This window comes from Streptomyces sp. 4N509B (genome assembly GCF_052245655.1).
Taxonomy (GTDB): domain Bacteria; phylum Actinomycetota; class Actinomycetes; order Streptomycetales; family Streptomycetaceae; genus Streptomyces.
In genome coordinates, this window is sequence record NZ_JBQQBZ010000002.1 from 114,165 (window position 1) to 127,455 (window position 13,291).

Annotated in this window: 13 protein-coding genes; 5 read left to right on the forward strand and 8 right to left on the reverse strand. The window is 73.4% G+C overall.

Translation table 11 applies throughout. The features are described from left to right. Positions 1-4: 4 nt before the first annotated feature. Genes ACTWP5_RS02615 through ACTWP5_RS02650 form a run of 8 tightly spaced genes read right to left on the reverse strand, consistent with a single transcriptional unit; the run spans position 5 to position 6,515 of the window. Positions 5-1,942 carry an NADH-quinone oxidoreductase subunit 5 family protein gene (locus ACTWP5_RS02615; protein WP_443219028.1) on the reverse strand — a complete coding sequence of 646 codons (1,938 nt, stop codon included), beginning with the start codon at positions 1,940-1,942 and terminating at the stop codon, positions 5-7. Beyond that, a complete protein-coding gene (nuoK, locus tag ACTWP5_RS02620) occupies positions 1,939-2,397 on the reverse strand; it encodes an NADH-quinone oxidoreductase subunit NuoK (protein WP_443219029.1) in 459 nt (152 codons plus the stop codon). The genes ACTWP5_RS02615 and nuoK overlap by 4 nt, the downstream gene beginning before the upstream one ends. Positions 2,398-2,404: 7 nt before the next feature. Beyond that, the gene (locus ACTWP5_RS02625; protein WP_443219030.1) at positions 2,405-3,004 is read right to left on the reverse strand and encodes an NADH-quinone oxidoreductase subunit J family protein; all 600 of its coding nucleotides are present in this window, start codon (positions 3,002-3,004) and stop codon (positions 2,405-2,407) included. Next, complete coding sequence (locus ACTWP5_RS02630; RefSeq protein ID WP_443219323.1) at positions 3,001-3,579, reverse strand: 4Fe-4S binding protein; 579 nt, start codon at positions 3,577-3,579, stop codon at positions 3,001-3,003. Before ACTWP5_RS02630 ends, ACTWP5_RS02625 begins: the two co-directional genes overlap by 4 nt. A gap of 47 nt (positions 3,580-3,626) precedes the next feature. After that, positions 3,627-4,586, reverse strand: a complete 960-nt coding sequence (locus tag ACTWP5_RS02635) for a complex I subunit 1/NuoH family protein (RefSeq protein ID WP_443219031.1) — start codon at positions 4,584-4,586, stop codon at positions 3,627-3,629. Beyond that, the gene (locus tag ACTWP5_RS02640) at positions 4,586-5,548 is read right to left on the reverse strand and encodes an NADH-quinone oxidoreductase subunit C (protein ID WP_443219032.1); all 963 of its coding nucleotides are present in this window, start codon (positions 5,546-5,548) and stop codon (positions 4,586-4,588) included. Before ACTWP5_RS02640 ends, ACTWP5_RS02635 begins: the two co-directional genes overlap by 1 nt. Then, complete coding sequence (locus tag ACTWP5_RS02645) at positions 5,545-6,153, reverse strand: NADH-quinone oxidoreductase subunit B (protein ID WP_443219033.1); 609 nt, start codon at positions 6,151-6,153, stop codon at positions 5,545-5,547. The genes ACTWP5_RS02640 and ACTWP5_RS02645 overlap by 4 nt, the downstream gene beginning before the upstream one ends. Further along, the gene (locus tag ACTWP5_RS02650) at positions 6,144-6,515 is read right to left on the reverse strand and encodes an NADH-quinone oxidoreductase subunit A (RefSeq protein ID WP_443219034.1); all 372 of its coding nucleotides are present in this window, start codon (positions 6,513-6,515) and stop codon (positions 6,144-6,146) included. Before ACTWP5_RS02650 ends, ACTWP5_RS02645 begins: the two co-directional genes overlap by 10 nt. A 164-nt stretch (positions 6,516-6,679) precedes the next feature. On the opposite strand from ACTWP5_RS02650, the gene ACTWP5_RS02655 reads away from it, so the two are divergent. The 5 genes from ACTWP5_RS02655 to ACTWP5_RS02675 all read left to right on the forward strand — a co-directional run bounded on the left by ACTWP5_RS02655 (position 6,680) and on the right by ACTWP5_RS02675 (position 13,246). After that, positions 6,680-7,879, forward strand: a complete 1,200-nt coding sequence (locus ACTWP5_RS02655; protein WP_443219035.1) for a sensor histidine kinase — start codon at positions 6,680-6,682, stop codon at positions 7,877-7,879. Continuing rightward, complete coding sequence (locus tag ACTWP5_RS02660) at positions 7,876-9,315, forward strand: sensor histidine kinase (protein ID WP_443219036.1); 1,440 nt, start codon at positions 7,876-7,878, stop codon at positions 9,313-9,315. Before ACTWP5_RS02655 ends, ACTWP5_RS02660 begins: the two co-directional genes overlap by 4 nt. 96 nt (positions 9,316-9,411) lie before the next feature. After that, complete coding sequence (locus ACTWP5_RS02665; protein WP_443219037.1) at positions 9,412-10,071, forward strand: response regulator transcription factor; 660 nt, start codon at positions 9,412-9,414, stop codon at positions 10,069-10,071. Positions 10,072-10,266: 195 nt separating this feature from the next. Continuing rightward, positions 10,267-12,174 (forward strand): 2-oxoacid:acceptor oxidoreductase subunit alpha, encoded by a 1,908-nt coding sequence (locus ACTWP5_RS02670; RefSeq protein ID WP_443219038.1) that lies wholly within the window; start codon positions 10,267-10,269, stop codon positions 12,172-12,174. Then, positions 12,164-13,246: a 2-oxoacid:ferredoxin oxidoreductase subunit beta gene (locus ACTWP5_RS02675; protein ID WP_443219039.1), complete on the forward strand. Its 1,083-nt coding sequence runs from the start codon at positions 12,164-12,166 to the stop codon at positions 13,244-13,246. The genes ACTWP5_RS02670 and ACTWP5_RS02675 overlap by 11 nt, the downstream gene beginning before the upstream one ends. Positions 13,247-13,291: the final 45 nt, after the last annotated feature.

Below are 13,291 nucleotides of genomic sequence, written 5' to 3' on the forward strand. Positions count from 1 at the left end.
ACGGTCACTCCCCTGCGGCGACGAGGACGGCGGCCAGCCCCAGGACGAGGGAGCCGGCGACGAGGACGCTCAGGTACGTCTGCACGTTGCCGGTCTGGGCGCGGCGGGTGAGGGTGCCGAGCCAGCCGGGTGCGGCGGCCGTGGCGCGGACGTAGGTGTCGATGACGGCGCGGTCCAGGAAGCGCACCAGCCGGGCGGCGGCCTGCGTGGGGCGGACGAACGCCGCCGCGTAGGCGGCGTCGAGGTGGAAGCCGGCCTCGGCGTGCGGGCGCAGGCGGCCGAGCAGCGCGGGCGCGGGGTCCACCAGCCCGTCGCTCTCGTAGGCCCGCCGCCAGGCGATCCAGGTGACGGCGCCGCCGAGGAGGGCGGCGCCGGTGGCGGTCGCCGCGGTGGCGAGGGTGGGGTCGAGCGAGCCGCCGTCGAGCCAGTCGGGCAGCGGGCCGTAGGCGAGGCCGAGGAGCAGCGAGGGGATCGCCAGCACCCACAGCACGGCGGTCATGACGGGGCTGGTCGCGGTGTGGGCCGAGGCGAGGGGCACGGTCTCGGTGCGGGCGCCGACCGGGTCGTGGAAGGCGACGAGCCACAGCCGGGCGGCGTAGGCGGCGGTCAGCAGCGCCGTGGCCAGGCCCGCGACGAGCACGATCCAGCCGGCGGCCACGGGGACGGCCGCGGCGCCGTGGCCGCCGGCCGCCGCGTCGTCGAGGGCGGCGTGCTCGGCCGCGGCTATCACGGCCTCCTTGGAGAAGAAGCCGGAGAACGGCGGGATCGCGGCCAGCGCCAGCAGCCCGATCGTCATGGTCCAGAACGCGTCGGGCGCGCGCTGCTTGAGGTTGCGCAGCCGGGACATGGCGGCGAGCGAGCCGGTGCCCGCGGTGTGGATGAGGACGCCGGCGGCCAGGAAGAGCAGCGCCTTGAACGCGCCGTGCGTGAGGAGGTGGAAGACGGCCGCCTCGCGGTCGGCGACGGCGAGCGCGCCCGCCATGAAGCCGAGCTGGCCGATCGTGGAGTAGGCCAGGACGCGCTTGACGTCGTCCTGGACGAGGGCCGCCAGCGCGGACAGCAGCATCGTGGCGGCGGCCATGAGGGCGAGCACGACGAGGGCGGCGGCGGAGGCGGTGAAGACGGGCAGCAGGCGGGCGACGACGTAGACGCCGGCCGCGACCATGGTGGCGGCGTGGATGAGGGCGGAGACCGGGGTGGGGCCCGCCATGGCGTCGGGCAGCCAGGTGTGGAGCGGCACCTGTGCGGACTTGCCGGCGACGCCGGCCAGCAGGAGCAGCGCGATGAGGGTGGGGTGGTCGAGCTGGACGTCGGCGAGGGAGGAGGTGAGGCGGGAGACGATCGTGGAGATGCGGAAGCTGTCGACCTCGGCGGCGAGGGCGATGATGCCGACGAGGAACGGCACGTCGCCGAGCTTCGTGACGAGGAACGCCTTGAGCGAGGCGGCGCGGGCCGCGGCGGTCTCCCAGTAGTGGCCGACGAGGAAGTAGGAGCAGATGCCCATGACCTCCCAGCCCACGAGCAGCACGATCAGGTCGTCGGTGTAGACGACCAGCAGCATCGCGGCGGTGAAGAGGGAGACGAGGGCTGCGTAGGAGGGGTAGCGCGTGTCGCCGCGCAGGTATCCGGTGGAGTACAGCTGCACGCAGGAGGCGACGACCGCGACGAGGACGGCGACGAGCACCGCGAAGCCGTCGAGGTGGAGGGCGAGCTCGATCGTGGGGGCGGGGCTGCCGGGGTCGGCGAGGGTGGTGGCGGCGCGGACGGGCTCCTCGCCGCCCTGCTCGTAGGCGACGTAGACGGCGAAGCCCGCGGCGGTGAGCGTGGGCAGCACGGCCAGGGGGCGGACGAAGCCGGGCGCGCGGCGGCCGGTGAGGAGGATCAGGGCGGCGGCGGCGAACGGCAGCAGGGGGACGAGGGAGGCGGCGGTGGCTGTGTTCACGGGCGGCGTTTCTCGGCGGGGACGGAGGCGGCGGGGGTGGTCGGGTCCGTTGCGGGTTCCGTGACGGGTTCCGAGGCCGTGCGGGTGGAGGCGCGGGTGGGGGCCGCGGTGGCGGCGGGGCCGACGCCCGTGGGGCCGTGGGGTCGGTCGGTGTCCCGAAGCTCGCGCATCTGGTCGATGGCGGAGGTGCCGCGGGCGCGGTACATGAGCAGCACGATGGCCAGGCCGATGCCGATCTCGGCGGCGGCCAGCGCGATGAGGAAGAGCGTGAAGACCTGGCCGGCGTGGGTGGTGTCACGCAGCCAGACGTCGAAGGCGACGAGGTTGAGGCTGACGGCGGCGAGCATCAGCTCGACCGACATCAGCACGAGGATCGCGTTGCGTCGGGCGAGCACCCCGTACAGGCCGGTGCTGAACAGCAGCGCGGCCAGCACGGCGGGGTAGACGAGATGCATCGGGTCCCTAAGCCCCCTCCCGCTCCTGCTCCCGTTTCCGGGAGACGACGATGGCGCCGACGAGCGCGGCCAGCAGCAGCACCGACAGCGCCTCGAACGGCAGCACCCAGTGACGGAAGAGGCTCTCCCCCACGGGCCCCGACGCGCCGTGCGGCGTGTCCAGGCGTATCCAGGTGGTGCGGAAGGCGTCGACGACGAGGGTGACGAGGGTGGCCGCGGCGGCGAGGGCGGCGAGCAGCGCGACGGGCCGGTTGCGGGAGTCGGCGTCGGGCGAGGGGCCGATGGGGGCCTTGGTGAGCATCAGGCCGAAGAGCAGCAGCACGACGACGGAGCCGAGGTAGATCAGCACCTGCACCCAGGCGATGAACTCGGCCGTCAGCAGCAGGTACTGCACGGCGAGGCCGCCGAGGGCGACGACCAGCCACAGGGCGGCGTGGACGAGCTGGCGGCTGGTGACGCACAGGACGGCGGCGCCGAGGATGACGACGCCGACGAGGAGGAAGACGACCTCCTGGCCGGAGGGCGAGAGGAAGCCGTGGTCGGCCTTGGCCGCATCGGCCGCCTCCGCGGCCCTGGCGGCGAGCCGGTGGGTGGTGGGAGGGGTCACGGGGCTCCGCCCTCCCGGCCGGCCTCGCCGGCCGTGCCGTCACCCTCACCCTCGGGCGGGGCGGACGGCCCGGCCTGGGGCGCCTCAGCGGCCTGCGCCGCCTGGGCTGCCTGGGCCGCCTGCCGTTCGGCGGACTTCCTGGCCGCCGCCAGCTCCTTCGGCTCGTCACCCGCCGGGTCCAGCGGCGGCGGCTCGGGCACCGTCCACATCCACTCCCGCAGCTTCTCCCGCTCGTGGGTGAGCTCACGGATGTCGGTCGTGGCGTACTCGAACTCCGGCGACCAGAAGAGGGCGTCGAACGGACAGACCTCGATGCAGATGCCGCAGTACATGCACAGCGCGAAGTCGATCGCGAAACGGTCCAGCACGTTGCGGCTGCGCTCCCGGCCGCCCGGGGCGGTGGGCGGCAGGGTCTCCTTGTGCGAGTCGATGTAGATGCACCAGTCCGGGCACTCGCGGGCGCACAGCATGCACACCGTGCAGTTCTCCTCGAAGAGCCCGATCACCCCCCGGCTGCGCGGCGGCAGCGCCGGCTGCGTCTCCGGGTACTGCTGGGTAACGGCGCGGCGCGTCATCGTCCGCAGCGTGATCGCCAGCCCTCTGGCCAGCCCCGAGCCGAAGCTCACGAGATCACCACCCTGATCACTCCGGTCAACGCGATCTGCGCCAGCGCCAGCGGCACCAGCACGGTCCAGGCGAAGCGCTGGATCTGGTCGGCGCGCAGCCGTGGCCACGCCACCCGCGCCCAGATCACGAGGAAGCTGAGCGCGCCCGTCTTCAGCAGCATCCACAGCCAGCCGAGCTGGTCGGAGAACGGGCCGTGCCAGCCGCCGAGGAAGAGCACGGCCGTCAGCGCGGAGACGACGACGATGCCGGCGTACTCGGCGAGGAGGAAGAGGGCGAAGCGCAGGCCCGAGTACTCGGTGAAGGCGCCGAAGATGATCTCCTCGGGCGCGATCGGCGCGTCGAACGGGGGCCGTTGCAGCTCGGCCATGCCGGCGGCGAAGAAGACCAGGCCGCCGACGAGCTGCCACGGCACCCACCACCACTCGTACTCGGCGAGGATGCCGGTCAGGCTGAGCGTCCCGGCCGCCATGGCGACGGACGCGGCCGACAGCAGCAGCGGCAGCTCGTAGGCCATCAGCTGGGCGGCGGTGCGCAGGCCGCCGAGCAGCGAGTACTTGTTGTTCGAGGCCCAGCCGCCCATGAGGGAGCCGAGGACGCCGACGCCGAGGACGGCGAGGACGAAGAGGATGCCGGCGTCCGGGGTCTCGCCCACGAGCTCGTCGGGGCCGAGCGGGATGGCGACGAGCACCACGAGGTAGGGGATGAGCGCGACGGCCGGCGCGAGCTGGAAGATCCGGCGGTCGGCGCCGGCCGGGACGGTGTCCTCCTTCTGCGCGAACTTCACGCCGTCGGCGACGAGCTGGGCCCAGCCGTGGAAGCCGCCCGCGTGCATGGGGCCGACGCGGCCCTGCATGTGGGCCATCACCTTGTGCTCGGTCTGGCCCACCAGGAGCGGCAGCAGCAGGAACGCCACCAGCACGGCGAGCACGCGCAGCGCCACCTCGGCGACGTCCATCAGCCCTCCCCGCCCTGCTCGGGCCGCTCGTGCCGCTCCGGCCCCTCGGTCTGCCCGGGACGCGCGGGAGGCTCCGGCCGCTCCGGCCGCTCGGTCCGCTCGGGCCGTTCGGAGGATCCGTCCCCGCCCGCCGACCAGGGCTGGTCGCCCGCCTGACGCTGGCTGGCCGAGCCGCCGCTCGCGCTGCGGGTGCGGCGCGGCGGCCGTTCGCCGCCCGGGCCGCCCGGACCGCCCGCCGCCGCCCGGCGGGGCCTGGCGGCCCCGGCGGACCTGGCCGGCCGGGCGGGGGCGTCGGGCAGCGTGCCCTTCAGCGGGCCCCACTCGTTCGGGTCGGGGACGCCGGGAGGCTGCATCTGGCGGCGCTTCGGGCCGCCGTGCGCGGACTCGCCCGGCTCCTTCGCGCCCGGCCACGCCTTGACGACGCGGGCCGCCAGCACGAAGTCCTTGCGCAGCGGGTACCCCTCGAACCCGTCGGGCAGCAGCAGCGGCCGGATGTCGGGGTGCCCGGGGTGGCCGGGGAAGTCGATGCCGAACATCTCGTGCGTCTCCCGCTCGTGCCAGGCCGCGCCCGCGTAGACGCCGGTCGCGGACGGCAGGGACGGGGCGGCGTGGGGGACGGTGGTGCGCAGCAGCAGCCGCCTGGGGGGCGTGCCAGGGGCGCCGAGCGCCACGACGTGGGCGCAGACCCGCAGCCCCTCCCCCGGCTCGTCGACGGCGCTGAGCCAGTCGAGATAGGTGCAGCCGAGCTCGTCGCGAGCGGTCAGCAGGGCCGCGGGCCACGCGTCGCCGCCGGCCACGTCGACGGTCAGCACCGCGTAGGACTCGTGGGCCCGTGCGCCCTCGCCGAAGAGCTCCGCCGCGTCGCGCGGCAGCCACCCCACCGGCTCGCCCGCCAGCGGCTCGCCCGATCCACCCGCCACGGGCTCGCTCCCGCCCGGCTCGCCGGCCACCGGCTCGCTCACCGCGGCCCCTCCCCGTCAGCGTCACCAGCGCCACCGGCCCCGGCCGCCGGCGGGGCCACGAGGCCGCTGGTCAGCGCGGCGGCCGACGGCGGGCTCGCGGCGTACCGGCCGGCCGTCGACTCCTCGGCGATCTTCTCCTGGAGCGTGAGGATGCCCTGGAGCAGCGCCTCGGGCCGCGGCGGGCAGCCGGGCACGTAGACGTCGACGGGGATGATCTGGTCCACGCCCTTGGTGACGGAGTACGAGTCCCAGTACGGGCCGCCGCAGTTGGAGCAGGCGCCGAAGGAGATCACGTACTTCGGCTCGGGCATCTGCTCGTACAGCCGCCGCACGGCCGGCGCCATCTTGTCGGTGACGGTGCCGGAGACCACCATCAGGTCGGCCTGCCGCGGCCCGGGGGCGAACGGGATGACGCCCAGGCGGATGAAGTCGTGCCGCGCCATGGACGCGGCGATGAACTCGATCGCGCAGCAGGCGAGGCCGAAGTTGAAGACCCACAGGCTGTACCGACGGCCCCAGTTGAGGATGACCTTCATCGGCTCGGGGGCCAGCCGGGCCAACGGGCCCAGCGAGGGGCGCGCGGGCGTCGCGGGGCTCAGGTCCATGTCAGGACGCCCTTTCGCCAGGCGTACAGCAGCCCCGCGCCGAGGAAGCCGAGGAAGACGAACATCTCCACGAGCGTGATCCCGCCGAAGCCCTCCGCGGCGAAGACCGTGGCCCAGGGGAAGAGGAAGATCGCGTCCACCGCGAAGATCACGTACAGGAAGGCGTAGACGTAGTAACGGATCTGGGTGTGGGCCCAGCCCTCACCGACCGGGTCGACGCCGCACTCGTAGGTCAGCAGCTTCTCCTCGGTGGGCACCTCGGGACGCAGCAGCCGGCCCGCGGTGAACGCCACCGTGACGAAGAGCACGCCGACCACGGCGACCAGTCCGACGACCGTGTAGCCGTGGAAGTAGTCGGGCACGTCCGTGGCCTCTCAGGGGTGCCGTCAGGGCGGGTGAGTGTCGCACGCGAGTCTAGGGGGTGAGGGGCCGCTTGTGACCATGGAAGAAGGGTGGGGATATCCCCACCCCCGTTCACCGATCCACCCCATGGCCGCCGTGCCGGGCCACCGGGCAGGCTGGAGCCATGAACAGCCGTGCTTCCGTCCCCGACGCCCGCGAGCCGGAGGCGTTGCCGCCGCCGCGCGTCGCGCTGGGCTCCCAGACGTGGCGGGAGATCGCGTATCTCCTCACCGCCTGGATGGTGGACCTGGGCGCCTTCGTGTTCGTCTGCGCCTGGCTGTGGGTGGGCGTCCTCTCGTCGTTCTTCGTCTTCGGCGTGCCGATCCTCGCGGGCGGCCTGGCCGTGCTGCGGGAGGTCGGCGGCTGGGAGCGGGCCAGGAGCCGGGCGCTGCTGCGGATGCGGGTCGACGAGCCCAGTCCGCTGCGACGCAGCCGCCCGCCGGGCTTCCTGCCGTGGCTGTGGGCGACGCTGAAGGACCCGGTGGGGTGGCGGTCGGCGCTGCTGTTCGTGGTGCGGCTGCCGTGGTCGCTGATCTCCTTCGTCGTGACGCTGGGCTCGCTCTTCGTGGCCTGGCCGCTGCTGCCCTGGCTCGCGCGGTGGATGACGAACGTGGACCGGTCGCTGGTGCGGGCGCTGCTGTCGCCCTCGGACGAGCTGGAGCGGCGCGTCGCGCAGCTCGAACTCGGCCGGATGACGGTGACCGACACCGCGAGCGCCGACCTGCGGCGGATCGAGCGGGACCTGCACGACGGGGCGCAGGCGCGGCTGGTGGCCCTCGCGATGGAGCTGGGTCTGGCCAAGGAGAAGCTGGCCGAGGACCCGGAGGCCGCGGCGCGGCTGGTCGAGGGCGCGCACGGCGAGGTGAAGCTCGCCCTCCAGGAGCTGCGTGACCTCGCCCGCGGCATCCACCCGGCCGTCCTGACCGACCGCGGCCTCGGCCCGGCGCTGTCGGCCGTCGCCGCCCGCGCCGCCGTCCCCGTCCGCGTGACGGACGACCTCCCCGCCCGGCCGGCGCCCGCCATCGAGGGGATCGCGTACTTCACGGCCTCCGAGCTGCTACAGAACGTCAGCAAGCACTCGGGCGCCCGCCAGGCCAGCGTCGACATCTGGCGCGCCGACAAGCGCCTCATGCTCCAGGTCCACGACGACGGCCACGGCGGCGCCGATCCCCACGCCGGCAGCGGCCTCGCCGGCCTGGCCGAACGCCTCGCCGCCGTCGACGGCCTCCTGGCCGTCCACTCACCCCCCGGCGGCCCCACCACCGTCACCGCTGAGCTCCCCTGGCGGGAGCGGACCGGCACCCGCGAAGGAACACGGCGATGAGCACCCACTCGAACACCCGTATGAACACCCACCGGCACACCCACACGCGTCCGTACCCGAGCACCGGCCCGAGCGGACCGAGCGGACCGAGCCCGAGCGCCGACGCCGCGAGCTCCCGGGGAGCGCGGTTCTGGCAGACGCTGCGGATGCCCGTCCAGCCGCGCACCCTCCGCGAGGGCCTGCACCTCCTGCTGAACTTTCCGGTAGCGCTGGCCGGCTTCGTCTTCGCCGTCACCGGCCTGAGCGTCAGCGCCAGCCTGCTGATCACCTTCGTCGGCCTGCCGCTGATGGCGCTGGTCCTGCTGGCCCTGCGCGGCTACGGCTGGCTGGAGCGGCAGCGGGCGCGGGCGCTGCTCGGCCACGAGGTGCTCGCGCCCGAGCCGCCGCTCTCGCGGGACGGCAAGGGCGCGCTGGCCTGGCTGGTCGGGGTCCTGCGCAGCAACGTCTCCTGGCGTGCCGTGGCCTACGCGCTGCTGCACTTCCCGTGGGCGGTCGTCACGTTCAGCGCGGTCGTGGCGATCTGGGCGGCCGGCTGGGCGTCGGTGACGCTGCCGCTGTGGGCGTGGACCATCCCCGCCTTCACCGACGAGCCGGGCGTCGGCATCACCCCCGAGAACGGCGAGAGCTGGCTGTGGGACGGGCCGGCCGAGTACGTCATGGCCGTCGTCGGCGGCACGATCGTGCTGGTCGGCGGCTCGGTGCTGATCCGCCTCATGGCCACGGTGGACCGCGCCATGGTCAGCTACCTGCTGGGCCCCACGCGGGTGGCGACGCGGGTGCGTCAGCTGGAGACGGGCCGCTCCCGGGTGGTGGACACCTCCGCCGCCGACCTGCGGCGGATCGAGCGGGACCTGCACGACGGGGCGCAGGCGCGGCTGGTGGCCCTCGCGATGGAGCTGGGTCTGGCCAAGGAGAAGCTGGCCGAGGACCCGGAGGCCGCCGCCCGCATGGTGGACGACGCGCACGGCGAGGTGAAGCTCGCCCTCCAGGAGCTGCGTGACCTCGCCCGCGGCATCCACCCGGCCGTCCTGACCGACCGCGGCCTCGGCCCGGCGCTGTCGGCCGTCGCCGCCCGCGCCGCCGTCCCCGTCCGCGTGACGGACGACCTCCCCGCCCGGCCGGCGGAGGCGATCGAGGGGATCGCGTACTTCACGGCCTCCGAGCTGCTACAGAACGTCAGCAAGCACTCGGGCGCCCGCCAGGCCAGCGTCGACATCTGGCGCGCCGACGACCGCCTCATGCTCCAGGTCCACGACGACGGCCACGGCGGCGCCGATCCCCACGCCGGCAGCGGCCTCGCCGGCCTGGCCGAACGCCTCGCCGCCGTCGACGGCCTCCTGGCCGTCCACTCACCCCCCGGCGGCCCCACCACCGTCACCGCCGCGCTCCCCTGGCGGGACAGGGCCGCGGCGGCGCCGGCCGGCTCACGCGGGTGAGATCCTTGGGGCCACGCGAGGGCGGGCCGGCGGCGGTCCCCCCGGGCGCGCGACACGACGAGACGGACGTACGACACCACGGAACGGAGCCCGGACGTGCGGGTGGTCATCGCCGAGGACTCGGTGCTGCTGCGGGAGGGCCTGACCCGGCTGCTGAACGACCGGGGCCACGAGGTGGTCGCGGGCGTCGGTGACGCCGAGGGGCTGGTGGCGGCCGTCACCGAGCTGGCGGGGGCGGGGGCGCTGCCCGACGTGGTCGTCGCCGACGTGCGGATGCCGCCCACCCACACGGACGAGGGGCTGCGCGCGGCGGTGAGGCTGCGCCAGCGCTTCCCGGACCTCGGGGTCCTGGTCCTCTCGCAGTACGTCGAGGAGCAGTACGCGACGGAGCTGATCGCCGGGTCGAGCCGGGGCGTGGGGTACCTGCTGAAGGACCGCGTGGCGGACGTGAGCGAGTTCGTCGAGGCCGTGGCGCGGGTCGCGGCCGGCGGCACCGCGCTCGATCCCGAGGTCGTCGCGCAGCTGCTGGGCCGGAGCCGCAAACAGGACGTTCTGGCGGGACTCACGCCCCGGGAAAGGGAAGTCCTAGGTCTGATGGCGGAGGGCCGCACGAACTCGGCGATCGCACGACAACTGGTGGTAAGCCACGGCGCGGTGGAAAAGCACGTGAGCAACATCTTCATGAAGCTGGGATTGGCGCAGAGTGACACAGATCACCGCCGAGTTCTGGCGGTTCTCACCTATCTCAATTCCTAGGCGCTCTGCGAGCCTGGTGAGGATCCGGGGGGCGATGGGGGCCACGCGATCAGGGAGTTTAGGGCGGCTTTGGGTGGATGTCGCACCCTCCCGGGGGCCATCGGACCAGGCGTCCATGATGTGATCACCGTCAGGAAGGTGACCCTAACCCGCGTACGATGGCTGCATGAGCCGCCTCGAAGGAGGGCTAACGCAGTGACCACCGAGGTCGACCAGGCGAGCCGGGACAACAAGAGCGTCAAGCGTCTGGACCGGGTCATCATCCGGTTCGCCGGGGATTCCGGAGACGGGATGCAGCTCACGGGGGATCGTTTCACCTCGGAGACGGCTTCTCTGGGAAATGATCTGTCCACCCTCCCGAACTTCCCCGCCGAAATCCGAGCCCCCGCGGGCACCCTGCCGGGCGTCTCCTCGTTCCAGGTGCATTTCGCGGACCACGACATCCTCACTCCCGGTGACGCGCCGAACGTACTCGTCGCGATGAACCCGGCGGCGTTGAAGGCGAACGTTCCCGACCTGCCGCGCGGCGCGGAGATCATCGTCAACACCGACGAGTTCACCTCCCGCGCCATGGCGAAGGTGGGCTACGCCGCCGACCCGCTGACCGACGGCTCCCTCGACGGCTTCCGGGTGCACAGGGTCCCGCTGACCACGCTCACCGTCGAGGCGTTGAAGAGCTACGGCCTGTCCCGCAAGGACGCCGGCCGCAGCAAGAACATGTTCGCCCTGGGCCTGCTGTCGTGGATGTACCACCGGCCGACGGAGGGCACCGAGACGTTCCTGCGCAGCAAGTTCGCCAAGCGGCCCGAGCTGGCCGAGGCGAACATCGCGGCGTTCCGCGCGGGCTGGAACTTCGGCGAGACCACCGAGGACTTCGCCGTCTCCTACGAGGTGGCCCCCGCCACCTCCGCCTTCCCCGCCGGCACGTACCGCAACATCTCGGGCAACCTGGCCCTCGCCTACGGCCTGGTCGCCGCGTCGGTCCGCTCCGAGCTGCCGCTCTTCCTCGGCTCGTACCCCATCACCCCCGCCTCGGACGTGCTGCACGAGCTGTCCAAGCACAAGAACTTCGGCGTGCGCACCTTCCAGGCGGAGGACGAGATCGCCGGCATCGGCGCGGCGCTCGGCGCCGCCTTCGGCGGCTCGCTCGGCATCACCACCACCTCGGGCCCCGGCGTGGCGCTGAAGTCGGAGGCCATCGGCCTGGCCGTGTCGCTGGAGCTGCCGCTGCTGATCGTCGACATCCAGCGCGGCGGCCCGTCCACCGGCCTGCCCACCAAGACGGAGCAGGCCGACCTGCTCCAGGCCATGTACGGGCGCAACGGCGAGGCCCCCGTGCCGATCGTCGCCCCCGCCACCCCGGCCGACTGCTTCACGGCCGCGCTCGACGCCACGCGCATCGCGCTGACCTACCGCACGCCCGTCTTCCTGCTCTCCGACGGATACCTGGCCAACGGCTCCGAGCCGTGGCGGATCCCCGAGGTGGACGAGCTCCCCGACCTGCGCGTGCAGTTCGCCACCGGGCCCAACCACCAGCTCGCCGACGGCACCGAGGTCTTCTGGCCGTACCTGCGGGACCCGCAGACCCTGGCCCGCCCGTGGGCCGTGCCGGGCACCCCGGGTCTGGAGCACCGCATCGGCGGCATCGAGAAGCAGGACGGCTCCGGCAACATCTCCTACGACCCGGCCAACCACGACCACATGGTCCGCACCCGCCAGGCCAAGGTCGACGGGGTCGAGGTGCCCGACGTCGTGGTGGACGACCCCAGCGGCCCGCCCGGCCAGGGCGCGAAGGTCCTGGTCCTCGGCTGGGGCTCGACGTACGGCCCGATCACCGCCGCCGTCCGCCGCATCCGCCGCGCCGGCGGCCAGGTCGCCCAGACCCACCTGCGTCACCTGAACCCCCTGCCGTCGAACCTGGGCGAGGTGCTCGGCGCCTACGACCGGGTGGTGCTGCCGGAGATGAACCTCGGCCAGCTCGCGACGCTGCTGCGCGCGCGGTACCTGGTGGACGTGCGGTCCGTCACGCAGGTCACCGGCCTGCCCTTCAAGGCTGAGCAGCTTCAGTCCGCTCTCAAGGAGGCCATCGACAGTGTCCACTGAGGCACCCACGCGCACGGCGCTCGCGCTGGTCCCGACCGCCGACGCCCCGCAGTCCGCGAAGGACTTCAAGACCGACCAGGAGGTCCGCTGGTGCCCCGGCTGCGGTGACTACGCCGTGCTCGCGGCCGTGCAGGGCTTCATGCCGGAGCTCGGTCTGGCCAAGGAGAACATCGTCTTCGTCTCCGGCATCGGCTGCTCCTCCCGCTTCCCGTACTACATGAACACCTACGGGATGCACTCCATCCACGGCCGCGCCCCCGCGATCGCCACCGGCCTGGCCGCGGCCCGCCGCGACCTGTCGGTGTGGGTCGTCACGGGCGACGGCGACGCGCTCTCCATCGGTGGCAACCACCTGATCCACGCGCTGCGCCGCAACGTCAACCTGAAGATCCTGCTCTTCAACAACCGCATCTACGGCCTCACCAAGGGCCAGTACTCGCCCACCTCGGAGACCGGCAAGATCACCAAGTCCACGCCGATGGGCTCGCTGGACCACCCGTTCAACCCGATCTCGCTGGCCCTCGGCGCCGAGGCGTCGTTCGTCGCCAGGACCGTCGACTCCGACCGCAAGCACCTCACGAGCGTGCTGCGCGCCGCCGCCGAGCACCACGGCTCGGCGCTGGTGGAGATCTACCAGAACTGCAACATCTTCAACGACGGCGCCTTCGAGGTGCTGAAGGACAAGCAGCAGGCGCAGGAGGCGGTGATCCGGCTGGAGCACGGCGAGCCGATCCGGTTCGGCGCGCCCGCCGAGGACGGCCTCGGCCACAAGGCCGTGATCCGCGACCAGGCCAGCGGCCAGCTCCGCGTCGTCGACGTCGCCGAGCACGGCACCGACGGCGTCCTCGTCCACGACGCCCACAGCCCGGACCCCAGCCTCGCGTTCGCGCTCTCCCGGCTGGCCGACCCGCAGACCCTGCACCAGACCCCCATCGGGGTGCTGCGCAGCGTCGCGCGGCCGGTCTACGAGGAGCTGATGGCGCAGCAGCTGGAGTCCTCGGTGGAGAAGCAGGGCAAGGGCGACCTGTCCGCGCTGATCACGGGCCGCGACACCTGGACGGTCGCCGGCTAGGGCCCGGCGCCGGCACGTCGGCACGCCGGCTCGCCAGTAAGCCGG

Coding starts and splice junctions, on each gene's coding strand:
- nuoK (WP_443219029.1), bottom strand. CDS start 2,397: ATGCATCTCGTCTACCCCGCCGTGCTGGCCGCGCTGCTGTTCAGCACC.
- ACTWP5_RS02630 (WP_443219323.1), bottom strand. CDS start 3,579: ATGACGCGCCGCGCCGTTACCCAGCAGTACCCGGAGACGCAGCCGGCG.
- ACTWP5_RS02635 (WP_443219031.1), bottom strand. CDS start 4,586: ATGGACGTCGCCGAGGTGGCGCTGCGCGTGCTCGCCGTGCTGGTGGCG.
- ACTWP5_RS02645 (WP_443219033.1), bottom strand. CDS start 6,153: ATGGACCTGAGCCCCGCGACGCCCGCGCGCCCCTCGCTGGGCCCGTTG.
- ACTWP5_RS02655 (WP_443219035.1), top strand. CDS start 6,680: ATGAACAGCCGTGCTTCCGTCCCCGACGCCCGCGAGCCGGAGGCGTTG.
- ACTWP5_RS02660 (WP_443219036.1), top strand. CDS start 7,876: ATGAGCACCCACTCGAACACCCGTATGAACACCCACCGGCACACCCAC.